Origin of the sequence: Stenotrophomonas terrae (assembly GCF_001431465.1) — a bacterium.
Classification (GTDB): domain Bacteria; phylum Pseudomonadota; class Gammaproteobacteria; order Xanthomonadales; family Xanthomonadaceae; genus Stenotrophomonas; species Stenotrophomonas terrae.
Genome location: NZ_LDJJ01000006.1, coordinates 100,610 through 123,905, shown reverse-complemented (window position 1 = coordinate 123,905; position 23,296 = coordinate 100,610). Strand labels below are relative to the sequence as shown.

Below are 23,296 nucleotides of genomic sequence, written 5' to 3'. Positions count from 1 at the left end.
CTGGGTCGGTACCGGCGCGCGGACAGCGGCCGGGCCCGGCTTGCGGAACCACGACCAACGGCAGGTGCGTCGCGGCCCGGTTTGGCTAGACTTCGTTCAATCCCTGCTGCCCTCGTTACGCCATGTCCTCGTCGCCAACCATGCATCGGATCGATGCCGCGCAGGGCCCAACCCGGCGCCGGGTGTTCAGCGGCGAGCATCTGGCGGCACGGGTCAGCTGGTATGCACCAGGTGAGCGCATGCGCCGACACGCGCACGACTGTCACCAGCTTTCGTTGTTGCTGCTCGGTACTTTGATGGAGCAGACCGGGCAGGGCGAGGAGCGGCTGGCTGCGCCAGCGCTGGGTGTGAAGCAGGCAGGCGTTGCGCATGCCAATGATTACGGGCCGAGCGGTGCGCTGATGCTCGGCATCGATCTGCCGGCATCGTTCGACCTGCAGGAAAACCTCGGTATCGGCCGCGCCTGGCAATGGCGCGGGCACGCGCTGCAGCCGTTGTTGTTGCAGGGACGGGGCCTGTTGTCGGCCTTGTTTGCTGAAGAGCTGCTCGCTGCCGATGTTGATGCCCGGCTCTGGGAGCTGCTGGCCGGCATGGCCAGCACAGATGAGCGCCCCAGCGGCACGCCGCCCCGTTGGTTGGTCTTGTGCTGCCAGCGTCTGCAGGATGAAAGCGTGCCGCTGACCGATCTGGCGGGCGAGCTTGGCCTGCATCCGGTGTACTTCGCCCGCGCGTTCGCGCGCTGGATGGGCTGCGCGCCATCGGTGTTCCGCGCACGCGCACAGCTGCAGCGGGCCTTGCCGTTGTTGGCCAAGGGCCACGCGCTGGCCGATGTGGCACAGCGTGCCGGCTTTGCCGATCAATCCCATCTCAGCCGCATTGCGCGGGCGCATAGCGGCTTGACCCCGGCCCGGTTGCGCGCGCTGCTGCGGGCATGAGCAGGTTCAATCCGTTCAAGATTTACCCGGCAGCGATAGGGCATCGTGCTTGCGGTCAGTCACGGAGTCAGCCCATGTATCTGCGCAACATCCTGTCGCTGCTCTTGCTACCCGCCTGCCTCGGCGCCGCGGCAACGGCATCGGCCGCGACTCCGGAACAAGCTGCGCGCCAACTGGCCACGTTCCTGGACGGCATTCCGGAGCTCGGGCCCGGCTATGCGGTGGTGGTGGTCGATCGCGATCGGCAACTGCTGGGCTATGCGCGCGGGCAGCGCAATGCCGGCACGGCAGCGCCGCTGACCATGCACACGCCGATGTATATCGCCTCACAGACCAAGTCGTATATGGGGCTGCTTGCGCAGTTGTTGGATCAGCAGGGCGTGCTGCGCCTGGACAGTACCCTGGCCGATCACTGGCCGCAGCTGCGCCTGCCCGACGGTGTCGATCCAGCTGCCTGGACCTTGGCCGATCTGCTCAATCACCGCGTTCCCTTGAGTGCCGATGTCATCACCACGCTGGAGGCCTACATCGGCAGTCCCGATCCGGCCCTGTATCCGCAGCTGCTGCAGCAGTTCGCCAGCAAGCGCGCCGATGGCTTCGACTACGACAACCTGGGCTACAACATCTACGCGGCCATCCTGCAGCAAAGCACCGGCCGCTCGTGGCAGGACTGGTTGCAGCAACAGCTTTTCACGCCGCTGCAACTGCATGAAACCGCAACCCGCACCTCGTCCTTTGATCCGGCACAGCTGGCCTTCAATCACCAGTGGCTGGGTGCGGGGCAGGGTTGGCGGCTGGTACCACCCAAACCCGATGCGCTCATGCATTCGGCCGGCGGGATGATGACCTCGCCGCGCGACATGGGCCGCTGGTTGCGCTTGCAGCTGGGCGCGGGCTTGTCGCCACAACTGGATGCCCGTGCGCTGCAGGCTGCACATCGTATCGGGGCGCAGGTGGATCCGAAGGCGCGCAATGCCTACGAGTTGCCCTGCAACGGTTATGCCTACGGCTGGAACGTGTGTGACTTCGAAGGGCATACGCTCTACATCCACGGCGGCAGCTATACCGGCGCACGCAGCATGATGGCGTTCTCGCCGGATCTGGGCGTGGGGATCGGCGTGTTCTCCAACTCGGACAATGCCACTGGCTGGCTGACCTCACGCACGGTTGTGCAGTTTTTCCAGTATCTGGTGGACCATCCTGAGGCGTCGTCGTGGGCGCAGATCCGTCAGAAGGCTTATCCGCAGCGCGTGGCCGAGCAGCTGGCGGGCATGCGCGCGCGGCAGGCAAAGCAGCATGACGATCCGCGTTGGCAGGGTTGGCGATGGCAGCCTGAAGTGACTGCCGCATATGCAGGTGAGTTCCGTGGTTCGGCGCTGCCGGTTACCGCGCGGTTGTCAGTCGATGGCGAAGATCTGCAGCTGCAGATCGGCGCGCTCAATCGCAAGCTCACACCGGCTGCGCCGGATCTGTTTGCTGCCCAGGATGGACCCTTGTCGATACCGGAGCCCTTGCAGTTCCTGCGGGACGGGCAAGGTGGGCTGCTTGGCTTTGAATTCGATGGGCAGCGCTATCTGCGTGCCTTGCCTGACTAACTGCAAGCGGCGGGCTCAGTTTGTGGGAGCGGCGTAAGCCGCGAAGCTGGCTACGCTGAAGTTTCCCTGGTGTTTGCGGTCTGAGCATCTACTTGCTTCGCGGCTTACGCCGCTCCCACAAACGAGGTGCGCGGTCGCATGTCGTACAACGCAGAAGCCCGGCGTCGAGCCGGGCTTCTGGTCACGCGTTCTGTACGGGCTTACTTGAAATCCAGGGTCTTCTCGAACGACTTCAGTTCGTGCCGCGCCATCGCCAGGTTGGCATGGGTGCGATCAAGCATGACGTACAGGAACAGATCCTTGTTGCCGTCCAGCGGGCGGATCAGGTGGTACTGCTTGGACAGGGTTAGCAGGATGTCTTCCACCACATCGGTCAGGCCGAGTGCGTTTGCGACGCGGCGCTTGGCACGGACAACATCGGCGTTGCCGGCGGCGGCAACTTCCATGTTGATGGCGCCGCCACCCAGGGTGCCCAGGGTCATGCCACTGTCGCCGTCCACCAGTGCCGCGCCGATGAAGCCGGCGATTTCGCTCAATGCGTCAAGTCTTACGTTTGCAGCCATTTGCCATCCAATGAAGTAAATATTTCTACAAATGCAAAGCCCGCGCAGGTGGATCCCGGGCGAGCGGCGGCGCAGCATAGCGAAAACCACGGAGTCGTTGCCAGCCGGCATGCATACATGCGCGTCGCGGCAGGTGCGCGTGCCGCATGGCGCCGCAGCGATGGGTCACAGCGATGGGCCGCAGCGCCGCGCGCCGCGCACGCCGGCAGCACTCAACGGAAAAACTGGCTGGGTGTCAGGCCGAAACGGCGCTTGAACATGGTGGCGAACGCGCTTGGGCTTTCATAACCCAGCGCCAGGGCCACGTCGATGACCTTCTCGCCCACCGCCAGCCGTTCCAGTGCGCGCAGCAGGCGTGCCTGCTGGCGCCATTGCCCAAAGGTCATGCCGAGCTCGCGGGCACACAGGCGCTGGATGGTTTTCACGTCCACCTGCAGGCGTTCGGCCCAGTCCTGCAAGGTGGAGGCATCGTCGGGATGTCGCTCCAGCTGCCTGCCAATCCTGCGCAGGCGCGGATCGCTGGGCTCGGGCAGGTGCAGGGGCAGCTCCGGCAAGGTCTGTACCTCATCCAGGATCAAACGCATCAGGCGGCCGTCGCGGGAGTGCTCGCGATAGGGCTGCGCCACGCTGGCGGCGGCGTGGATCAGGGCCGCCAGCAGTGGCGTGATGGAAACCGCTGACGGCGTGGCCGGTGCCTGCGGCATGTGACTGGGGGCGATGTACAGGCTGCGCATGCGTACCGCGCCGATGCAGTGCACCTGATGGCCGATACCGGCGGGCATCCAGATCGCGCGGGTACTGGGCACGACCCAGCGGCCCATGCCAGCACGCACCACCAGCACGCCGGTTTCGGCGTAGATCAACTGGTGCCGGTCGGGGTGGTGGTGCAGGGGAATCGGCGTGGTGGCGTCGTAATCGCGCGCCTTGCAGTACACGGCGGTATCCGGGCCCACCGGTAGCGGCATGCGGCGGCCCTTGCGGGGAGCTATGTCCTTTTCGAGAAGATGCATGACCATATCGCGCAGGATGGGCGTGGGGGTTGAATCTACCATGCGATCCGCCCCCCAACTGCGGTCACGCCATGTCATCCATTGCTCCATCGGTTGCAGTCCCCGCTACACAACGTCGCCCCGTCGCTGTCGGTGTGCTGGCTGCAATCAGCAGCTCGCACCTGGTCAACGACATGATGCAGTCGCTGATCCTGGCGCTGTATCCGATCTTCAAGGGCCAGTTCCATCTGAGCTTCGCCCAGGTGGGCCTGATCACGCTGACCTACCAGCTCACCGCTTCGGTGTTCCAGCCGCTGATCGGCCTGCGTACCGACAAGCGCCCGGCGCCGTACTCCTTGCCGATGGGCATGACCTCCACGCTGTGCGGCCTGTTGCTGCTGGCGTATGCACCCAACTTCGGTACGGTGCTGGCGGCGGCGATGTTGATTGGCGTGGGCTCGGCGATTTTCCATCCCGAATCCTCGCGCATCGCGCGCCTGGCTTCCGGCGGCCGCCACGGGCTTTCGCAATCGGTGTTCCAGCTCGGTGGCAACGCCGGCACGGCCGTCGGCCCGTTGCTGGCGGCGCTGGTGATCGTGCCGAACGGACAGAGCAGCGTGGCCTGGTTTGCCGGTGCAGCGCTGCTGGGCATCGGACTGCTGAGCTATGTGAGCCGCTGGTACCAGCAGCACCTGGTTGCCAGTGCAGCCAGCCCCCGGCCGGCGCAGGCCTACGCCTTGCCGCAGCTGCCGCCGCGCACGGTGGCTTGGGTGATCGCGATCCTGCTGGTGCTGATTTTCAGCAAGTACTTCTATATCGCCGGCCTGAGCAGCTATTACACGCTGTACCTGATCCAGAAGTTCGATGTGTCGGTGCAGAGCGCGCAGCTGCATCTGTTCGGCTTCCTGGCGGCATCGGCGGCAGGTACGTTGCTGGGTGGGCCGCTGGGTGACCGGATTGGCCGCAAGCCGGTGATCTGGGCGTCGATCCTGGGCGTGGCGCCGTTCGCCTTGATGCTGCCGTACGCCAACCTGCAATGGACCATGATCCTGTCGATGATCATCGGCTTCGTATTGTCCTCGGCATTCTCGGCGATCCTGGTGTATGCGCAGGAACTGATGCCCAACCGCATCGGTACCGTGTCCGGCCTGTTCTTTGGCTTTGCGTTCGGCATGGGCGGCCTTGGGGCGGCAGTGCTTGGCGTGCTGGCCGACCACACCAGCATCATCTGGGTCTACAAGGTGATCTCGTTCCTGCCGCTGTTGGGTATCGTCGCCGCATTCCTGCCCAGCCGGCGTGCGCTGGGACATTGATGCCGGACATACAGGTACGGCGCTTGGCGTTCGCGCGAACGCCGCATAGGCTGTTGCCTGGATGATCTCCCAAATACTGCACTGATGCCTGATTCGACGACGTTACCGGCCCGCCAGCGTGTGTCCACGCGTGCGGCGTTCTTCATTCCTGGCTTTGCCATTGCCTGTTGGGCGCCGCTGGTGCCCTTTGCCAAGGCCCGGGCGGGGCTGGACGATGCAATGTTGGGTGTCCTGTTGCTCTGCCTGGGCCTGGGCTCGCTGCTGTCGATGCCGCTGGCCGGGATGCTGGCAGCGCGTCGCGGTTGCCGCCAGGTGATGCTGCTGACCGTGTTGATGATGGTGCTTACCTTGCCGCTGCTGGCCACGGCATCCACGCCGTCGGCGATTGGTATCAGCTTGTTGGTGTTCGGTGCCGGCATAGGCGCGATGGACTGTGTGATGAACATCCAGGCGGTGGTGGTGGAGCGTGAGTCCGGTCGCGCGATGATGTCCGGCTTCCATGCCTTCTACAGCATCGGTGCGTTGACCGGCGCGGCCCTGGTATCACTGCTGCTGTCGGCAGGAGCCAGTGCCTTGGCGGCGTCGCTGGTGGTCGCCGCTGGGGTGGTGGCGATCACCGCTGGCTCGGCGCGCTGGTGGCGCAGCGAGCGCGCGCCGCACGGGGCGTCCAGCTTCGCCTTGCCGCGCGGCGTGGTCGTGGTTATCGGCGTGGTCTGCTTCATCAGCTTTCTCGCCGAAGGCTCGATGCTGGACTGGAGCGCGGTGTTCCTGCACGAGGTGCGAGGAGTGGCGGTGGCGCATGCCGGCTGGGGATTCGTGGCGTTCAATATCGCCATGACCGCCGCGCGCCTGTTGGGTGACAGCGTGGTCAACCGCTTGGGCCCGCGCATCGCTGTGCTCGCCGGTGGCATGTTGGCCTGCGGTGGTTTCGTTCTGGCTACGCTGGTGCCCAGTTTTGCGATGGCGATGGTTGGCTATGCGCTGGTGGGCATCGGCTGCGCCAATATCGTGCCGGTGATGTTCAGCCTGGCCGGGCGGCAGACACGTATGCCGGAGAGCGTCGCCATTCCGGCAGTCACTACCATGGGCTATGCCGGGGTATTGCTGGGGCCGGCAGCGATTGGCTTCATCGCCCAGCAGTGGTCGCTGCAGACTGCGTTTCTTGTCGCCGCGGCGGCATTGGCCTGCGTGGCGGTGATTGGTTCGCTGCTGCGGGTGCGCTGAACATCGTTGATGGGTGCGGCAGATGTTCAAGGTGAGGTGCTTGGGTTCACTGCTGGAACACGGTGCATGTCCAAGCCGTCGGCTACGACTGGCTTCCTCGCGCAGCTTTCAGTTATGCCATCGAACCAGGGCTCAAGCAGTCGGCGGCAGGGGTGGGCCGGAAGCATCAGGCGGCGCTTTCGGCAAGCTGCGTACATGCACATCCTGCTGGGGGTAAGGAATATCTATGCCAGCGTCTTGCAGGGCGGCGTGGATTCGGCTGATGAGCTCGCTGCGGACGCTGAGCCAGTTGTCGTAGTCGCGGGTCCAGGCGCGTACGCTGAAATCCAGTGAGCTGGCGCCGAAGCCGACAAACAGTGCGGCAACCGGAGGCTCATTGGCGACACTCGGCGTCTGCTTGGCGCAGTTCGACAACAGTTCAAGTACCTGCTGGGGATTGCTGCCGTAAGCAACCCCTACATTGACCTCGATGCGTCTATTGCGGTCGAGCAGGGTCCAATTGACCAGCGGTTCGGACAGCAAAGTGCCGTTGGGTACCACCACATCGGCGCCATCAAAGGTCTTGATGCGGGTCGAGCGCATGCCTATATCGCGTACGCGGCCGTTGATGGTGCCAACCTCGACCACGTCGCCGGGTTGGATGGGCCGTTCGAACATCAGGATCAGGCCGGAAACGAAGTTGTTGACCACGTTCTGCAGGCCGAAGCCAATGCCGACGCCCAGCGCACCGAACAGCAGTGCCAGTTGGCTGCCTTTGAAGCCGGCGGCGGACAACGCGATGATCAAGCCCAGCATCAGTACGGCGTACGAGGCCAGCGAAGCAATGCTGTTGCCGATGCCGCGTGAGATGCTGGTGCCGTGCTGGAGTACATCCTGCAGCAGCAGGCGGGTTATCCGCGCAGACCAGAAGGCGATGGTGATCGCCGCGATGAAGGCCAATACCTGGCCCAGCGACAAGCTGAATTCGCCTATCGAAAATTCATACGAGAGCAGGCTGCTCAGTACTGTGTAGGTCGGCCGCAGGATGCGGAAACTGTCCATCGCATAGACCACCCAGCCGACAACGGCGGCGAATATGCCCAACCGGCGGAGCAGCGCCAGCAATGGCGGCGCGTGATCACGGGCAAGCCGGTAGCGCGCCAAGCTGGGCCTGCTCAGCAACAGGTGCAGCAGGCTCAACAACGCGGCGATACCGACGTAAAGCAGCAAGCCGAAGTAGGCGCTGTCGATGATTGCGCTGGTCAGCATCTCTGCCAGCGTGAGGTTGCCGACGACGTTGGCCAGTAATGACACGGCGAACAAACCCTGTGCGCCCCATGCCGCCATGCGCAGCGCTTGCCCGGCGCGGCCGGTAGCACGGGTGTGCCCGCTGCGGTAAGCCTGCCACTGCACCAGCCCGGTCAACAGCATCGCGGTGACGGTCAATGCCAAGGTGTAGTAGCGGAATGCGATGTTGCTGGACAGGAAGACAATGCCCAAGCCCCCAAGCAGATACAGCAACGATGCGACCAATGGCCAGTAGCCCAGCAATCGGCGGCTCCCTGGTGGCAGCAGCCGCAACACCGAGACCAGCGCGAACAGCATGCCTATCTGCAGGGTAAGCAGCGGTGCATCCGGCTCGATGACCAGCATCACGATGGTCGACAGCAGCAGCCAGGTGGATACGGGCCGGGCCAGCACGCGCTGCGTCGCCGCTTCAATGCTGCCGTTGGCGGACATCCGCCGGCTGTAGTGCCAGCCCCAGATCAACAGCGGAATCAACAGGACCTGGATCGCATGGAACAGGAACTGCGTGCGCCGGTGCTCGCCGACATAGGCGCGGCTGAATTCGAGTTCGATCTGCAGGCCAGAGCTGAGGGCGTCGCTGGCAGCTGCGCGTTGGTCGGGAGAATCCACTTCGGCCTGCCACAACGGCGGCGCATCCAGCTGCAGCAGCTGGTGGTCGAGGTAGGTGATGGCATCGGTGACAGCGGCGTGGCCTGACTGCAGCCGCGCCTCCAGTGCATTGGCGCGGGCACCCAGTTCCATCTGCCTTGAGAGCGGGCCTGCAAGTGCCTGTTCGGCGCGGGTCAGCAGCGTGATCAGGGCGTCTATGCGGCTCAACAGCACCGGTGGGATGTCGGTTGGATGTTGCCGGGTCAGCTGCCAACTGGCCCGGCGTCGCGCCAGCTCGGCAGCGTCTGCGGCATAGGGCTCGGTGGCGGTCTGCAGGGCATCGCGCCAGCGTGCAAAGCGCTTGCTGTCGAATTTCCAGTGCCGGTCAAGGCTTTCCAGGCGAATGATCGGAACCCTGCGCAGCTGCACCGGTGACAGGGCCTGACTGCGTTGGTCCACGGAGCGGGTGATCGCTTCCAGGGTGGGAGCCAGCGCGGCGGTGGGGTCGGGCTGCCCGGCGAGCTCGATGGCGGAGATCGCAAGACGTTCGTCGGTGTCGGCGCGGATCACGATCAGCGCGCTGTCGACAGGTTCCGGCGGGGTGGGCGTCGATTGTGCGGCGGCGGCCGGTGTAGGCGGTGGCGTTGCCTGGGCGTGGGCGGCATGGCAGCAGGTCGCGGCCAAAAAGAGCACAGCTGGGCGTAGCCAATGCATGGGCGATTCCCGACGGGTAGACGCTCTTGTCCGCGTCGCCGCAGTGTCGCACAGCGTCGGTTTGCATGGAGGGGGAGGCGGGCCGTAGGGACGGGTTTGGCTGCAGTGGCCGGCCTCCTGACTCAGGTACGGCACGGTTATCTGCTGCCATCACCGGTCCGTGGTCGTGGCCAGGCGTGACCTTCGGCGGATCCCTCGATATGCGCCGATCCTTTACCCTCGGAGGTTGCGCCGCGCAGCCTTGTGCGGCCTTTCCCTGTTTGGCCGGAGATATCCATGTCGTTTTCCAAGCTCGTCCCGTTGTCCCTGACGGTCGCAATCGCCGCCTCGCTGGCCGCCTGTGGCAAGACCGAGGCGCCCGCCGCCCCGGCGGCTGAAGCCAAGGCTGCGTTCGACCAGTCGCAGCTCAAGACCCAGCTGATTTCACTCAATGCCGCCGACCTGGATCCCGCCATCCAGGCCTGTGCCGACCTGAACGGCTTCGTCAACAGCAAGTGGCTCAAGGCCAACCCGGTACCGGGCGACCAGACCACCTGGGGCAGCTTCGAGATCCTGCGTGAGCGCTCGCTGGAAGTGCAGCACGCGCTGGTGCAGCAGGCTGCTGCAGGCAAGGCCGCAGCCGGTTCCAACGAAGCCAAGATCGGTGATATCTGGAAGACCGGCTCGGACGAAGCCACCATCGAGGCGGCCGGCATCAAGCCGCTGCAGCCGGAATTGGACAAGATCGCCGCACTGGGCGACACCGCCGCCATCACCGGCTACCTGCGTGACGCCTATGCACAGGGCAATGGCTTCCTGTTCTCGCTGTATGCCAGCCCGGACTTCAAGGATTCGTCCAATGTCATCGCCTATGTTGGCCAGAGCGGTCTGGGCCTGCCGGAGAAGGGTTATTACTTCGATGCCTCGCAGGCCAAGATCCGCGACGCCTACGTGGCCTACATCGAGCAGCTGCTGACCCTGTCCGGCGTCGACGCCGCGCAGGCCAAGGAGCAGGCCAAGGCAGTGATGGACTTCGAGACCCGCCTGGCCAAGGCCTCGTTGTCGCGCATCGAACTGCGTGACCCGGCCAAGCGCTACAACCCGGTCAGCGCCGCCGATGCCGACAAGCAGACGCCGAATTTCAGCTGGACCGCGCTGTTCGATACGCTGCAGATCCCGGCCAAGGACAAGTTCTCGCTGGCCCAGCCGGGTTTCTTCAACGAGCTGAACACCATGCTGGCCGACGTGCCGGCCTCCACCTGGCAGGCCTACCTGCGCTTCCACACGGTGGACAATGCCGCGCCCTACCTGAGCAAGAACTTCGAGCAGGCCAACTTCGATTTCTTCAGCAAGACCCTGCGTGGCCAGCAGGAAATGCAGCCGCGCTGGAAGCGCGTGCTGGACTCGGTGAATGGTTCGATGGGCGAAGCGCTGGGCCAGCTGTACGTGGACGCGGTGTTCCCGGCCGAATCCAAGGTGGCGATGGAGCACCTGGTGCAGAACCTCTCGGTCGCGCTGAAGGCGCGCCTGGAAGGCCTGCCGTGGATGGGCGAGGACACCAAGAAGAAGGCGCTGGAGAAGTGGGCCAGCTTCACCCCGAAGATCGGCTACCCGGACAAGTGGCGTGACTGGTCGGGCCTGACCACCAACAGCGACAGCTACCTGGGCAATGTGCAGGCCGCGCAGGCTTTCAACTACCGCTACATGCTGGGCAAGATCGGCAAGCCGGTGGACAAGACCGAGTGGGGCATGACCCCGCAGACGGTGAATGCCTATTACAACGCGACCAAGAACGAAATCGTGTTCCCGGCCGCCATCCTGCAGCCGCCGTTCTTCGACGCCAAGGCCGATCCGTCGCTGAACTACGGTGGCATTGGCGCGGTGATCGGCCACGAGATGATGCACGGCTACGATGATTCGGGCAGCCAGTTCGCCGCCAACGGCAACTTTGACAACTGGTGGACAGATGCCGATCGCAGTGCCTTCAACGGTCGCACCGATCAGCTGGTCGCGCAGTTCGACGGCTATGAATCGCTGCCGGGCGTCAACGTCAAGGGCAAGCTGACCCTGGGCGAGAACATCGGCGACCTCGGTGGCCTGACCGTGGCCTATGACGCGCTGCAGATGGCGCTGAAGGAAGATGCAAAGGTCAACGTGCCGGTCGATGGTTATAGCCAGGATCAGCGCTTCTTCATGAACTGGGCCACCGTGTGGCGTCGCAACTTCACCGATGGCGAGCTGCGCGTGCGCTTGAACACCGATCCGCATGCACCGGCAAACTTCCGCGCCAATGGCGCGCCGTCGAACATGCCATCGTATGCCGCTGCGTTCCAGTGCAAGGCCGGTGATGCGATGGTGCGTGCCGACGACAAGCGTGTCGTGATCTGGTGATCACTGCGCTACATCGTGCGTAACGCTTGAATGAAGAAGGCCCGGCATTGCCGGGCCTTCTTTTTGTCTGGCCGACACCGGCGCGCGGGCTGGCCGGTTTTTGTGGGAGCGGCGTAAGCCGCGAAGCAGATAGACCATCAGATGGCGTATCCGCCAAGGGCTGCAGCAACATCAGCTTCGCGGCTTACGCCGCTCCCACAATGGCTGTGACCAGGCTGGGTTCGCTGAGTTTTGTAGGAGCGGCGTATGCCGCAAAGCAGATAAGCCATCAGATGGCGTATCCGCCAAGGGCTGCGGCAATGCCAGCTTCGCGGCTTACGCCGCTCCTACATGGGTGCGTCCTACACGAGCGGGCCAAGCAGCTTTGCCGCGAACGCGCGTTCCTCCTCGCGCAGCGTCAACACCCGTACGCCGGTCTCCGTCACTTCCACGGTGTGCTCGCATTGCGCTGACAACTTTCCATCGCGCGTGGTCACCGTCCAACCATCGTCATGGTTGTCGATTGCCGCGCGGCCCTGGTTGATCATTGGTTCGATAGTGAAGGTCATGCCGGCCTGCAGTTCCAACCCTGTGCCGCGATGGCCGTAATGCAGCACCTGCGGTTCCTCATGCATTTCGCGGCCGATACCGTGGCCGCAATACTCCTTCACCACCGAATAGCCGGCGGCCTTGGCGTGGCGCTGGATGGCGTAGCCGATGTCGCCCAGGGTCGCGCCGGGGCGTACCGTGGCAATGCCCTTCCACATCGCCTCGTTGGTGATGCGTACCAGCCGCTGCGCCGGGTGGCTGACGTCGCCGATCAGGAACATGCGGCTGGAATCGGCGATGTAGCCGTTCTTCTCCAGGGTGATGTCCAGATTGACGATGCTGCCATCGCGCAGGATGTCCTTCGATGACGGCACGCCGTGGCAGACAACCGTATCGATGGAGCTGTTGAGTACATAGGCGAAGCCATACTGGCCTTTGCTGGCAGGGCGCGCCTGCAACTGCTCGACGATGAAACGCTCCACCCAGTCGTTGACCTGCAGGGTGGTCATGCCTTCCAGTGGCAGCTTCAGCAGCGCTTCGAACACGGAAGCGAGCAGGCGGCCGGATTCGGCCATCAATGCCAATTCATGTGGCTGCTTGATCATGCTTCTGCTGCCCGCATGCTTACCGGGCTTACCCCGGCCGCCGCAAGTTCTCGGGCGACCAACTCCTGGAAGCTCAGCTGCGGATTGAGCTCGCAGAGCATGCCGATTTTGATCCAGAACCCGGCCTGCGCGTTGATTGAACGCCCCGAGACCGAACTGGCCCTGCGCAGGTTGTCATGCAGTTCGTCGTCGATGTTCACGATGCCCATGAGGCGCTCCAGCAACAGAATGCATGGATCATATATGAATCGTATATATCGGCACTGAACCTGCCGATGCCGGAATAGCGCGGCCACGGCGCTGCAGGCGCTGACCTCGCCGTGAGGGCAGGGGAGTTTGGAGGGTATTCAGCTTTGCAGCAGGGGGCAGGCTTGGAATGGGCCGCCACCGTCGCTATAATCGCCGGCTTACCGCGCCATCCTGGCGACTGGGCAACTTAGGAAAACACCACCATGGTCAAGATTCGACTGACCCGCGGCGGCGCCAAGAAGCGTCCGTTCTACCACATCATCGTCACCGACGTCCGTAGCGCCCGCGACGGCCGCAACATCGAGCGCGTCGGTTACTACAACCCGGTTGCCCAGGGTGCCGAGCAGCGCGTTGTGCTGGATATCGCCGCTGTCGACAAGTGGGTTGCCAACGGCGCTCAGCTGACCGACAAGGTTCGCAACCTGTACAAGGAAGCGACCAAGGCCCAGGCCGCTGCGGCCTGATCCTGGCGGGCCGCGCGCAAGCGCGGCCCGACTGCTATATGAAGAAAGATATCGAGCGCCGGATCCTGCTGGGCAGGGTTGCCGGCGTTTTTGGTGTGCGCGGCGAGCTGAAGCTTGAGTCCTGGACCGAGCCACGTTCCGCCATTTTCAAATACCAGCCTTGGATTCTGCGTACCCCCGCGGGGCAGGAGTCCGAGCTGACCGGTGTGCGTGGGCGCGATTCGGGCAAGACCTTGGTGGCGACCTTCCCGGGCGTGACCGACCGCGACGTGGCCGAGTCCATGATCGGGACCGAGATCTACATCGCGCGCAGCGCCTTGCCGCCGCCGAGCCCGGATGAGTATTACTGGGTGGATCTGGAAGGCCTGGACGTGCAGACCGTGGACGGCGTCAAGCTGGGCATTGCCTCGCACCTGTTCAGCACCGGCTCCAACGACGTACTGGTAACGCGCGGCGACCGTGAGCGGATGATTCCGTTCGTGATGGGCGACTTCGTCAAATCGGTGGATTTCGAGGCCAACCTGATCGTGGTTGACTGGGATCCGGAGTTCTAAAGCCCGTGCGTGTAGATGTCATCAGCCTGTTCCCGGAATTCCTTGCCCAATCGGCCGCGCTTGGCGTGGTCGGTCGTGCGCAGGAGCGGGGCTTGCTGGAGCTGCATGGCTGGAACCCGCGCGACTATGCCCAGGGCAATTACCGAAGGGTGGACGACCGTCCGTTCGGTGGCGGCCCGGGTATGGTGATGCTGATCGAACCGCTGCGCGCGGCCCTGGCAGCAGCACGTGCCGCTGACCCAGCGCCGGCGCCGCTGATCTACCTCAGCCCGCAGGGCCGGCCGCTGGACCAGGCCAAGGTCCGCGAGTTGGCTGCGCTGCCGCGGATGATCCTGTTGTGTGGCCGCTATGAAGGTGTGGACGAGCGTTTCCTGGCGAGCGAGGTGGACGAGGAGATCTCCATCGGCGATTACGTGCTGTCCGGCGGTGAGCTGGGTGCGGCGGTGATCATCGATGCGGTCACCCGCCTGCAGGAAGGCGCCTTGAACGATGCCGAATCGGCCGTCCAGGACAGTTTTGAAGGTGACGGTCTGCTGGATTGCCCGCATTACAGCCATCCGGCCAGCCATGCGCTGGGCGATGTGCCGGACGTGCTGCGCTCCGGCAACCACGCCGCCATCGCCGCCTGGCGCCGCCAGCAATCGCTGCTGCGGACCGCCCTGCGGCGCCCCGATCTGCTGGACGAAGCCAGCCTGAACAAGGCTGACCGCAAGCTGCTGGCCGAAGCCCGGCAGGCGCTTGCAGATTCGTTCAAGCAAGCTACTGGCGCCGGTGGCGATCAGTAGGTTAGAATTGCGAGTTCCCGTTGGCTGAATGGCCTTACGTGGAGCCAGAACAATAACGTGCAGCGCAATCCGGCGACTGTATGAGCCCAAGCTGTCGATCCGACACGCCCACCCCGAACAATCGGTGTAACCCAATGAGCAAGCTGAACAAGTCCATCGTCGCGGAATTCGAATCCGCCCAGATCACCCGCGAACTGCCGAAGTTCAGCCAGGGCGACACCGTCGTGGTGAACGTGAAGGTCAAGGAAGGCAACCGTGAGCGCGTGCAGGCATACGAAGGCGTCGTCATCGGCACCAAGAATGCTGGCCTGAACTCCGCTTTCACCGTGCGCAAGATCTCGCACGGCTACGGCGTCGAGCGCGTTTTCCAGACCCACAGCGCCATCATCGACTCGGTCGAAGTGAAGCGCCGCGGTAAGGTTCGCGCCGGTAAGCTGTACTACCTGCGTGGTCTGGAAGGCAAGGCTGCCCGCATCAAGGAAGACTTGGCTGCTGCCCAGCAGGCCAAGGCTGCCCGCCTGGCTGCCAAGGCTTCTGCCGAGTAATCCCGCCAACAGGCCCAGCCTGTTTGCAGCAACGGCCACCTTCGGGTGGCCGTTTGCGTTTGTGGGGTTTGGGGAGGCTGGGAAGCTTGGGAACGCTGGAAGTCTGAAAGGCTGAAGCGAGAAGCGAGAAGCGAGAAGCGGGAAGCGAGAAGCGAGAAGCGAGAAGCGGGAAGCGAGAAGCGAGAAGCGAGAAGCCCCCTCATCCGCCCTTCGGGCACCTTCTCCCGCAGGCGGGAGAAGGGAAGGCTGGCATTGCTGTGTGCTGAGGTGTTGCTTGCGCTTCGGCTTGCGCTTCGGCTTGCGCTCCGGCCTGTGCTCTAGCCTTTCGCTCTGGCTTGCGCCTTGGCCTGTGCTTTGGCTTTGGCTTGTGCTCTGCGCGGCCAACTATCAAGCAGCAGAAAAACCTGGCTATCCCTTCTCCCGCTTGCGGGAGAAGGTGCCCGGAGGGCGGATGAGGGCGCTGTTGCCCTGTGCTTGCTTATGCCGTTGCCGCTGCAGTTGCCGCTACCGCCAAATCAGGTCTCAGCGGAAATGCGCCTCGATCTGCTCCAGCGTCTTGCCCTTGGTCTCCGGCAGCCAGAACGCGGCGATCAGGAAGAACGCGAACGTACAGGTGGCCCAGAACAGGAACATGCTGGCATAGCCGTAATGCCCCACCGTCGGCAGGAACACCGCCGCGATCGTGGTCGACACAAACTGGTTGATCAGCAGCGCAATGCTCATGCCATTCGACCGAATGCGGTTTGGCATCAACTCCGACAAGGCCAGCCACACGCATACACCCGGGCCCACCGCGAAGAACGCCACGAATACCAGGATGCAGGTTGCCACCGCCCAGCCATGCGACGCCGGCGGCACCGGGCCTATCCAGGCCTGCTCGATGCGCAGCGGTGCATTGGCGGCGGTGCTCGGATCCGGGAACGGATTCAAATGCAGGCCACGGAAGAAGTGGCCAATCACACTATCGCCGCGCACGGTGGTCGCGCGTTCGATCAGCAACTGCTGGTCGCTGGGGTTGTCACTGCGCAGCGAACGTACGTCGCTGAAACCGCCGTAGCTCCATGACACGGTCAGCTGCGAGGGTTGCCCGTCGCGATTGCGGGTGCCGGCCAGCTGATGCCATTGCGCCGGATCCAGCTGCAACTGCAGGCCATCGCCCTGCACCGCGTGCTGCAACGCCGGCTGCACATCAGCGCGGCCCTGTTCGGCCTTGAAGAACAGCATCGCAGCGGCCAGCAGAGCAAGACAGATGCCGCCGCTACCAATCATCAACAGGAACTTGCGGCCTTTGCGATCGACCAGGAACAAGGCCACCAGGGTCATGATCACGTTGAGCAGCTTGATCGCCACATCCGCGCCATTGGCCGCGGCACCGGGCAAGCCGGCCTGGTTGAGGATGTTGACCGCGTAGGCGAGGATCGAGTTGATGCCGGTGGCCTGGGTGAAGGCCAGCACCAGGCAGGCCAGCACGAACGGCACCATGTAGCGGCGGCTGAAAAGCCGGTCGCGCTCGCCATCGGCCTTGGCTGTCACCGGATTCTGGATCTGCGCCAGCGTGGCTTCCACCTGTGATGCCGGCAGCGTGGCCTGCAGGCCGCGGCGTGCGGCATCAATGCGGCCACGGCGCACCAGCCAGCGTGGTGATTCATTGAGCCAGAACAGGCCGATGCAGAACACCACGCCCGGCAGCAGGCAGGTCCAGAAGATGGTGCGCCAGGCTTGGTCCTTGACCGCAAACAGATGCTGCGCCTGCTGCACCAGTGGCAGATTGCGCACCGACTCGGTCGCCGCGTCCACCGAATGCGCCTGGTACAGGCCGATCAAAGCCGCCAGCACCAGCCCCACCGTCAGCAACAACTGGAACATCGCCGCGCCGCGGCCGCGACGCTCTGGTCCCAGTACTTCGGCCAGATACAGCGGCACCACCACGCCGATCAAACCACCGCTGATGCCTTGCAGCAGGCGTCCCAGCAGCAGCGGCGTGTAGCCCGAAGCCAGCGCCATGATCGGAATGCTGGCGGTGAACAAGACGCCGGCCAGCAGCATTGCACCACGCCGGCCGATCAGGTCGGCGATCATGCCGGCGAACAATGAGGACAACACGCTGCCCAGCAGCACCGCCGCCACCACGAAGCCCATCTGCTGGCTGCTCAGTTGCCAGGCATGGCTGGCGGTGGCTTCCAGGTAGGGCAGGGCACCGGCAATGATGCCGATATCAATGCCGTACAACAGGCCACCGAGGCCGGCGATAAACAGTAGATAGCGCACCGGCCAACGCGGCGCGATGTCGGTGGCGGGCACTGCAAACGTGGTGTCAGTCATCGGCGCGTTCCTGGGGCGGGGTTTTGTAGTGCCGAGCCATGCTCGGCTTGCTGCGCGTTTGTGCGGCGCTTTCTGGCGATGTGGACGCCTGAAGGGAGAGCTGCCGAGCATGGCTCAGCACTACATATGGCGGGTCAGTTCGGGTCGACCGGATGGCCGGCTATCCATACCTGTTGCAGTTGCAGTTGCGGGTCCAGCACCACCATGTCGGCGCGCAGGCCGGGGGCGATGCGGCCGCGGTCTTCCAGGCCCAGATAATCGGCCTGGATGGTGGAAACACGCTGCGAGGCGTCGGCCAGTTCCAGCCCAACATCGACCAGATTTCTCAGCGCCTGGTCCATGGTCAGTGCGCTGCCGGCCAGCGAGCCGGTCGAAAGCCGCACGCAGCCCATGCATTTGTGCACGCGCTGTTCGCCCAAGGCGTACTCACCATCGGGCATGCCGGTGGCGGCGGTGGCGTCGGTGACCGCATACAGGCGCGGGATCGCGCGCACGGCCATGCGGATGGCGCCACGGTGCACGTGCTGCAGATCGGGAATCAGTTCGGCGTACTCGGCATGCGCCAAGGCCGCGGCAGCGATACCGGGCTTGTAGTGATCAACACCGGTCATGCCGTTGAACAGATGGGTGAAGCCGCTGGCACCGGCCTGCAGTGCGGCCACTGCATCTTCATAAGTACCGGCGCTGTGGCCGATCTGCACGCGGATGCCCATCGCCGCCAAGGCCGGGATCAAGGCGGTGTGCTGGCCAATCTCCGGTGCGATGGTGAGTACCTTGATCGGTGCCAGTGCGTGCAGGTGTTGCACCGATTCCAGCGTGGCTTCGAGCGTGCGCGGAGGTTGCGCGCCCAGCCGCTGCGGGCTGATGAAAGGGCCTTCCAGGTGCACGCCGATGATCTGCGCGGCATCTGCATCCGGCGTTGCCATCACCTGCGCCACACCGCGCAGGGCGTTTTCGATCTCGCCGTACTCGGCGGTCATGGTGGTGCCGAGCAGGGTGGTGGTGCCATAGCGGGCGTGGGTGTGGGCGATGCGACGGGCGACATCGCCGCCCTGCATCAGGTCCACGCCGGCAGCGCCATGCACGTGCAGGTCGATGAAGCCGGGCAGGATGATCGGTAGCTCGCCGCCATCACCGGCGTGATCGTCCACCTCCAGCGTGCGCAGCTGCTGGTCGAAATGGACGTGGCCGCGGCGCCAGCCCAGCGGGGTGAGAATGCGGCCGTACAGGCTGCGGGTATCGGTCATAGCGGTGGCTCGGCGGTGATCACTTCGATGCCCTGCCGCTGCAGCCCTTCGCGGGTTGCCTCGTCGATGCCGGGGTCGGTGATGATGGCGTGGATCTGGTCGAGGCGGGCGATGCGGTGCAGGCTGACGCGGCCGAATTTGGAGGCGTCGGTCAGCACCACGATGCGGCGCGCGCGCTCCACCATGCGGTGGTTGAGGCGGGCTTCGGCTTCGTCATGGGTGGTCAGGCCGAACTGCAGGTCCAGGCCATCGACGCCAAGGAACAAGGTGTCGAAGCTGTACGAGGTGAGGCTGGCTTCGGCCTGGCTGCCCTGCAGCGACAGTGACTGCTTGCGCAGCAGGCCGCCGGTCAGCAGCACATTGACGGCCGGCGCATTGGCTAGCTCCCAGGCGATGTTCAAACCATTGGTCATCACCGTGACATCGCGGTGATCGCGCAGGTGCCGGGCCAGGGTCATGGTGGTGGAGCCGGAGTCGATGATGATGTTGTCGCCGGGTTGCACCAGCTGCGCGGCGCGCATGCCGATGGATTCCTTCAGTGACAGGTTCAGCGCATCTTTCTCGTGGATGTCCTGCTCCTGCGGCGGCATGCGTACCAGCGTGGCGCCACCGTGGGTGCGCGTCGCCAGACCCTGCGCCTCGAAGTGGCCCAGGTCGGTACGGATGGTCACCGCCGACACGCCGAACTGATCCACCAGTTCGGCGACCTGCACGCTGCCCTGGTCGATCAGGCGCTGCAGGATCTGTTGTCGGCGGGGACGGGTATTGCGCATGGTCAGCTCTCGTGTGCGTTTGAAAGCGGAGATTAACCGTTCGCAAGGTTCGCGGCATGCGAACTTTCGCTTTGCTTGCGAGTACCTGCCTGGTTGGCACTACAGGCGCGCGCGTATTCGTCCAGGCACTGGCCGATGCGGTGCTGCACAAGCGCTGCCGGCGTGGCAGCCAGCCGGCCTTCGCGTACGGCCAGATACTGGCCCGGCAGGTATTGGCTGAGCAGTACCAGCGGCGGGGCGTGTTGTTCGAGGTTGGCAAACAGCGTCTGCACGGCCTGCAGCAGTACCGGCTCGCCCCAGTAGTAGCGGCAGCGGTCGCTGAAGGCGTAGGAGCGCAACAGGCGCAGCGTGGCTTCATCGCCGTGGTAATGCGCCTGCCAGTTCTTCGGCTTGGCCAGCATCACCTGTTCCAGTATCTGCGGCAGCTTGGAGCACTGCGCTGCGGGCAACAGTTCGGCTTCAATCGCGGCCAGCGCGAACAAGGCTTCGCGGTAGGCGAACGTCGCCGCCGGACCAACCTTGAGGATGGCGAAGTGATCGCGCACCAGCGCATGCAGGCCGGATTCGCGCTGGTAGTCGGTGGAGTGCGCTTCAAACACGATGCGCGGCTGCTGTTCCAGGAAGTCAGCCAGTTCACTGGCTGCAGCGGCGTCGTACTCGTGCACGCTGCTGTGGTCGAAGTCCACGCCCGGTTGCACCACCATCGCAATCACGCGCTGCCAGGCATCGCGTAGATCCGGCGTATCAAACGCCTGCTGGTGGATGGCCAGGGTCTGCGCGGCGGCGGCTGGCGTGGTCACCGCAAGGCCGCCTGCCAGCGAGGCTTCGCCACCGGGGATCGGCACTTCGGTACCGATCACATAAACCGGCGGCGGCAGGCCCATGGCCTTGGCAGTGGCTTCGGCAATACGCGCCAGCTCGGCCGAACGGGCGGCGACGGTGGCGTCGGGCAGCGGTGTCGGGTCGTCGGCGCAGGACATGCTGCAATCCAGGTGGATCTTGTGGAAGCCGGCAGCGACATAAGCGTCGATCAGCACGCGCGCGTTGGCCATGGCTTCGGCGGCTGGCTGCTTCTGCCAGGCATTCGGGCCGAGGTGGTCCCCGCCCAGGATCAACCGCGCATGCGGGAAGCCTTCTTCATCGGCCAGTGCTTCCACATAGGCGCGGTACTGCGGCGGGGTCATGCCGGTGTAGCCGCCGAACTGGTCAACCTGGTTGGAGGTGGCTTCGATCAGCAGCACGGTGCCGTGGCGGGCGGCCACGTGCATTGCCGCGCGCAACACCTGTTCGTTGCTGCAGCAGACGCTGTACAGGCCGACGTTGTGGCCTTGGCGATGAGAGGCAAGCAGGGATTGCAGCGGTGACATGGTCAGGCTCCGGGAATCAGGTAAGCGGGTTGGCAGGCAAGCAGGGCGGCGCCACGTGCACCGCCGGCATCGCCGAAGCGCGGTGGCACGATCGGCGGCACTTCCACGCCATTGAACAGATGTGCAGCGATGGCTGCGGGGAGTTGCTGGTACAGCGGTGCGTATTGCGACAGGCCACCGCCCAGCACGATCACGTGCGGGTCCAGCGCCAGAATCAGCGCGGCGAAGCTGTGGCCCAGCAGGTCGCGGTGGATGTCCAGCGCCTGCATGGCGCGGGCATCGCCGGCTTCAGCCAGGGCGATGACCTGGCTGGCGTTGGCGGCGGTGCCGCCCAGGTGGCGTTCGATCATTGCCACGCCGCTGCCGGAGACATAGCGCTCCACGCAGCCGCGCAGGCCGCAGCCGCATTCCAGTAGCGGCAGGCCATGGCGTTGCAGCAGATCGGCCGGCACGCTCCAGTGGCCCCATTCGCCGGCCAGGCCGTTGAAACCGCCGACCAGCTTGCCGTGCAGGCAGTAACCGCCGCCCGCACCGGTGCCGAGAATGGCGCCAAACATGCTGGCGTAACCGTCAGCCGCACCGCCGTGTGCCTCCGACAAGGCAAAGCACTGCAGGTCGTTGCCGAAGTGCAGTGGCCGTTGCAGGCGCGCCTGCAGGTCGGCGCTGACACATTGACCGGTGAGTGCCTGGACGTTGGCGCTGAGCTGGCGGCCACTGCGCCGTTCGCGCACGCCTGGCAGGGCGATGCCGATGGCGTCGGCGCGTTGGCCGAGTTCGGCGTCGGCTTCGGCCACCAGCATTTCCACTGCCTGCAGGAAGCCGTTGTAGTCCCCCTGCGGCGTGGCGATGCGTCTGCGCCACACAACCTGCAAGGCGGCATCGCAGGCCACCAGTTCTATCTTGGTACCGCCGATGTCGATGCCGTAACAGGCTGGGGCGCGGGTATCAGCCATGGTGGATGGTGACGCCCTTGACGACGCGGTTGACGGTTCCGTCCGGGAACGGATTGTCCGGCGTCAGGCCGAGTGCGGCCGAGCGCTGCAGTGCGTACAGCTGGGCGAACGGCAGCCACACCGGTGCCAGCCAGCTGTCGGGCAGGGCAGGCACGGACATGGTGTAGTCGTCATGGATGCCCAGGTCAGAATGCGGGCCGATCGACAATACCTTGCCGGCAACGCCATCACCGCGCAGTTCTTCCAGCAGGTCCTGCTCGTAGCGACGCGACAGCGGCTCGGCGCTGCGCAGCACGACGACCAGGGTTTCATCATTGAGCGTGGACTTGGGGCCGTGGCGGAAACCCAGCGGCGTATTGGCCAGTGCCAGCACGCGGCCGGCAGTGAGTTCCAATACCTTCAGCGCAGCCTCGCGGGCCAGCGCTTCCAGCGGACCACTGGCCAGGTAGATAACGCGGTTGTACGGCTGCGCAGCGAGAGCGGCGACCGCTGCATCCCAGTTGCCCAGGCCCTGGCGCGCGAGTGCGGCAAGCTGCTGCAGGCGCTGTACGCGTTCGGCCCAGGGCGCGCTGTCGAATACGGTCAGTGCGGTCAGCAGCATGCAGCTCAGGCTGCTGGTCATGGCGAAGGCGCGGTCACAGCTGGCGGCCGGCATCAGCAACGTGCAGGTGTCGTCGCGGCCGGCGCCACGGCGGGCCAGTTCGCCGTCGGCATTGCAGGTGATGTCGAGGAAGCGGGCATCGTCGACGTCGGCGCGGACGCGGTCGACGGCGGCAACGCTTTCCGGGCTGGAGCCGCTGCGGCCGAACGACACCAGCAGGGTCGGGCGGTCACGCTGCAGATACAGCCCTGGGTGGGTGAGCAGGCTGGTGGTGTGCACGGCGCGCACTTCGGCCGGCCACTGCGCGTTGATGCTGTCGGCCACCATCTCGGCGATGAAACCCGAGCTGCCGGCACCGGTGAAGATCACCCGTTGGCGTGGGTCGGACAGGCGCTGGCCGAGGAAGGCCTGCAGGCGCGTGCTGGCCTGTTGCAGATCGGCGGCAAGGGTTTCCCACAGCGCAGGCTGCTGGGCGATTTCGGTAGCGGTATCGGCTCCGCCCAGGCGCTGCCAGGCGGTCAGATCGTGAAGCAGGGTGGCATCCATGTGTGATTCCTGATTGGCCAGCGCACGATCTTTCTTTTCTTTCGAAATGTCAAATAGCGAAAGTAAAACGAAAGAAAATAATTCAGCGGCTTTGCCTGCCTGAGAACCGTCCCAAGCGAAAGGTTTCTCGCGAAACGCTTTCGCAGCAATGAATACAGTCAGCTGGGTGATATGAAAGG

General features: G+C 64.6%; 20 protein-coding genes. 9 read left to right on the top strand and 11 right to left on the bottom strand.

What is annotated here, in order from left to right:
• Positions 1–122: 122 nt before the first annotated feature.
• Positions 123–935: a helix-turn-helix transcriptional regulator gene (locus tag ABB27_RS02320; RefSeq protein WP_057626612.1), complete on the top strand. Its 813-nt coding sequence runs from the start codon at positions 123–125 to the stop codon at positions 933–935.
• A 74-nt stretch (positions 936–1,009) separates the two neighbouring features.
• Positions 1,010–2,530, top strand: a complete 1,521-nt coding sequence (locus ABB27_RS02315; RefSeq protein ID WP_057626611.1) for a serine hydrolase domain-containing protein — start codon at positions 1,010–1,012, stop codon at positions 2,528–2,530.
• Positions 2,531–2,730: 200 nt separating this feature from the next.
• On the opposite strand, the gene ABB27_RS02310 is transcribed toward ABB27_RS02315, so the two are convergent.
• Positions 2,731–3,093: a hypothetical protein gene (locus ABB27_RS02310; protein ID WP_057626610.1), complete on the bottom strand. Its 363-nt coding sequence runs from the start codon at positions 3,091–3,093 to the stop codon at positions 2,731–2,733.
• Between the two features lie 212 nt (positions 3,094–3,305).
• Positions 3,306–4,058, bottom strand: coding sequence for an AraC family transcriptional regulator (locus tag ABB27_RS02305; protein ID WP_425477469.1), 753 nt, complete (start codon positions 4,056–4,058; stop codon positions 3,306–3,308).
• A gap of 116 nt (positions 4,059–4,174) precedes the next feature.
• On the opposite strand from ABB27_RS02305, the gene ABB27_RS02300 reads away from it, so the two are divergent.
• Together ABB27_RS02300 and ABB27_RS02295 are read left to right on the top strand one after the other, a co-directional pair.
• Complete coding sequence (locus tag ABB27_RS02300) at positions 4,175–5,395, top strand: MFS transporter (protein ID WP_057626609.1); 1,221 nt, start codon at positions 4,175–4,177, stop codon at positions 5,393–5,395.
• Between the two features lie 84 nt (positions 5,396–5,479).
• Positions 5,480–6,619 (top strand): MFS transporter, encoded by a 1,140-nt coding sequence (locus ABB27_RS02295; protein WP_057626608.1) that lies wholly within the window; start codon positions 5,480–5,482, stop codon positions 6,617–6,619.
• A gap of 132 nt (positions 6,620–6,751) precedes the next feature.
• Here the strand turns inward: ABB27_RS02295 and ABB27_RS02290 are convergent, their stop codons facing one another.
• Positions 6,752–9,178 (bottom strand): mechanosensitive ion channel family protein, encoded by a 2,427-nt coding sequence (locus tag ABB27_RS02290; protein ID WP_057626607.1) that lies wholly within the window; start codon positions 9,176–9,178, stop codon positions 6,752–6,754.
• Positions 9,179–9,484: 306 nt separating this feature from the next.
• Here ABB27_RS02290 and ABB27_RS02285 point away from each other — a divergent pair, with 306 nt between their 5' ends.
• Positions 9,485–11,578 (top strand): M13 family metallopeptidase, encoded by a 2,094-nt coding sequence (locus ABB27_RS02285; RefSeq protein ID WP_057626606.1) that lies wholly within the window; start codon positions 9,485–9,487, stop codon positions 11,576–11,578.
• Between the two features lie 341 nt (positions 11,579–11,919).
• Here ABB27_RS02285 and map read toward each other — a convergent pair whose 3' ends face one another.
• Positions 11,920–12,711, bottom strand: coding sequence for a type I methionyl aminopeptidase (map, locus tag ABB27_RS02280; protein ID WP_057626605.1), 792 nt, complete (start codon positions 12,709–12,711; stop codon positions 11,920–11,922).
• Positions 12,708–12,920, bottom strand: a complete 213-nt coding sequence (locus ABB27_RS02275) for a ParD-like family protein (protein ID WP_057626604.1) — start codon at positions 12,918–12,920, stop codon at positions 12,708–12,710. Before ABB27_RS02275 ends, map begins: the two co-directional genes overlap by 4 nt.
• A gap of 243 nt (positions 12,921–13,163) precedes the next feature.
• Here ABB27_RS02275 and rpsP point away from each other — a divergent pair, with 243 nt between their 5' ends.
• The 4 genes from rpsP to rplS all read left to right on the top strand — a co-directional run bounded on the left by rpsP (position 13,164) and on the right by rplS (position 15,308).
• Positions 13,164–13,424, top strand: coding sequence for a 30S ribosomal protein S16 (gene rpsP, locus ABB27_RS02270; protein WP_054664242.1), 261 nt, complete (start codon positions 13,164–13,166; stop codon positions 13,422–13,424).
• A gap of 38 nt (positions 13,425–13,462) precedes the next feature.
• Positions 13,463–13,978, top strand: coding sequence for a ribosome maturation factor RimM (gene rimM, locus ABB27_RS02265; protein WP_057626603.1), 516 nt, complete (start codon positions 13,463–13,465; stop codon positions 13,976–13,978).
• Between the two features lie 5 nt (positions 13,979–13,983).
• Entirely contained in the window at positions 13,984–14,763 is a 780-nt protein-coding gene (gene trmD, locus ABB27_RS02260) for a tRNA (guanosine(37)-N1)-methyltransferase TrmD (RefSeq protein ID WP_057626602.1), read from the top strand.
• 134 nt (positions 14,764–14,897) lie between these two features.
• Entirely contained in the window at positions 14,898–15,308 is a 411-nt protein-coding gene (gene rplS, locus ABB27_RS02255; RefSeq protein ID WP_057626601.1) for a 50S ribosomal protein L19, read from the top strand.
• A gap of 522 nt (positions 15,309–15,830) precedes the next feature.
• Here rplS and ABB27_RS02250 read toward each other — a convergent pair.
• The 6 genes from ABB27_RS02250 to ABB27_RS02225 form a co-directional block, all read right to left on the bottom strand.
• On the bottom strand, positions 15,831–17,630 hold the full coding sequence (locus ABB27_RS02250) for an MFS transporter (RefSeq protein WP_057626600.1): 1,800 nt from the start codon (positions 17,628–17,630) through the stop codon (positions 15,831–15,833).
• A 134-nt stretch (positions 17,631–17,764) separates the two neighbouring features.
• Entirely contained in the window at positions 17,765–18,877 is a 1,113-nt protein-coding gene (gene nagA, locus ABB27_RS02245; RefSeq protein ID WP_057626599.1) for an N-acetylglucosamine-6-phosphate deacetylase, read from the bottom strand.
• Positions 18,874–19,656, bottom strand: coding sequence for a DeoR family transcriptional regulator (locus tag ABB27_RS02240; protein ID WP_083491097.1), 783 nt, complete (start codon positions 19,654–19,656; stop codon positions 18,874–18,876). The genes nagA and ABB27_RS02240 overlap by 4 nt, the downstream gene beginning before the upstream one ends.
• A gap of 26 nt (positions 19,657–19,682) precedes the next feature.
• A complete protein-coding gene (locus ABB27_RS02235) occupies positions 19,683–21,017 on the bottom strand; it encodes a D-tagatose-bisphosphate aldolase, class II, non-catalytic subunit (protein ID WP_057626597.1) in 1,335 nt (444 codons plus the stop codon).
• 2 nt (positions 21,018–21,019) lie between these two features.
• Positions 21,020–21,970 (bottom strand): ROK family protein, encoded by a 951-nt coding sequence (locus ABB27_RS02230; protein ID WP_057626596.1) that lies wholly within the window; start codon positions 21,968–21,970, stop codon positions 21,020–21,022.
• Positions 21,963–23,117 carry an SIS domain-containing protein gene (locus ABB27_RS02225; RefSeq protein ID WP_057626595.1) on the bottom strand — a complete coding sequence of 385 codons (1,155 nt, stop codon included), beginning with the start codon at positions 23,115–23,117 and terminating at the stop codon, positions 21,963–21,965. The genes ABB27_RS02230 and ABB27_RS02225 overlap by 8 nt, the downstream gene beginning before the upstream one ends.
• Positions 23,118–23,296: the final 179 nt, after the last annotated feature.

Bases quoted from the DNA above. Each gene is read 5' to 3' on its own strand.
- rplS (WP_057626601.1), top strand. From the start codon at position 14,898: ATGAGCAAGCTGAACAAGTCCATCGTCGCGGAATTCGAATCCGCCCAG.
- ABB27_RS02225 (WP_057626595.1), bottom strand. From the start codon at position 23,117: ATGGATGCCACCCTGCTTCACGATCTGACCGCCTGGCAGCGCCTGGGC.
- ABB27_RS02275 (WP_057626604.1), bottom strand. From the start codon at position 12,920: ATGGGCATCGTGAACATCGACGACGAACTGCATGACAACCTGCGCAGG.
- ABB27_RS02285 (WP_057626606.1), top strand. From the start codon at position 9,485: ATGTCGTTTTCCAAGCTCGTCCCGTTGTCCCTGACGGTCGCAATCGCC.
- ABB27_RS02300 (WP_057626609.1), top strand. From the start codon at position 4,175: ATGTCATCCATTGCTCCATCGGTTGCAGTCCCCGCTACACAACGTCGC.
- ABB27_RS02295 (WP_057626608.1), top strand. From the start codon at position 5,480: ATGCCTGATTCGACGACGTTACCGGCCCGCCAGCGTGTGTCCACGCGT.
- ABB27_RS02235 (WP_057626597.1), bottom strand. From the start codon at position 21,017: ATGTCACCGCTGCAATCCCTGCTTGCCTCTCATCGCCAAGGCCACAAC.
- nagA (WP_057626599.1), bottom strand. From the start codon at position 18,877: ATGACCGATACCCGCAGCCTGTACGGCCGCATTCTCACCCCGCTGGGC.
- rpsP (WP_054664242.1), top strand. From the start codon at position 13,164: ATGGTCAAGATTCGACTGACCCGCGGCGGCGCCAAGAAGCGTCCGTTC.
- ABB27_RS02315 (WP_057626611.1), top strand. From the start codon at position 1,010: ATGTATCTGCGCAACATCCTGTCGCTGCTCTTGCTACCCGCCTGCCTC.
- ABB27_RS02320 (WP_057626612.1), top strand. From the start codon at position 123: ATGTCCTCGTCGCCAACCATGCATCGGATCGATGCCGCGCAGGGCCCA.
- ABB27_RS02230 (WP_057626596.1), bottom strand. From the start codon at position 21,970: ATGGCTGATACCCGCGCCCCAGCCTGTTACGGCATCGACATCGGCGGT.
- ABB27_RS02250 (WP_057626600.1), bottom strand. From the start codon at position 17,630: ATGACTGACACCACGTTTGCAGTGCCCGCCACCGACATCGCGCCGCGT.
- ABB27_RS02310 (WP_057626610.1), bottom strand. From the start codon at position 3,093: ATGGCTGCAAACGTAAGACTTGACGCATTGAGCGAAATCGCCGGCTTC.
- rimM (WP_057626603.1), top strand. From the start codon at position 13,463: ATGAAGAAAGATATCGAGCGCCGGATCCTGCTGGGCAGGGTTGCCGGC.
- ABB27_RS02305 (WP_425477469.1), bottom strand. From the start codon at position 4,058: ATGCCGCTACCGGTGGGCCCGGATACCGCCGTGTACTGCAAGGCGCGC.
- map (WP_057626605.1), bottom strand. From the start codon at position 12,711: ATGATCAAGCAGCCACATGAATTGGCATTGATGGCCGAATCCGGCCGC.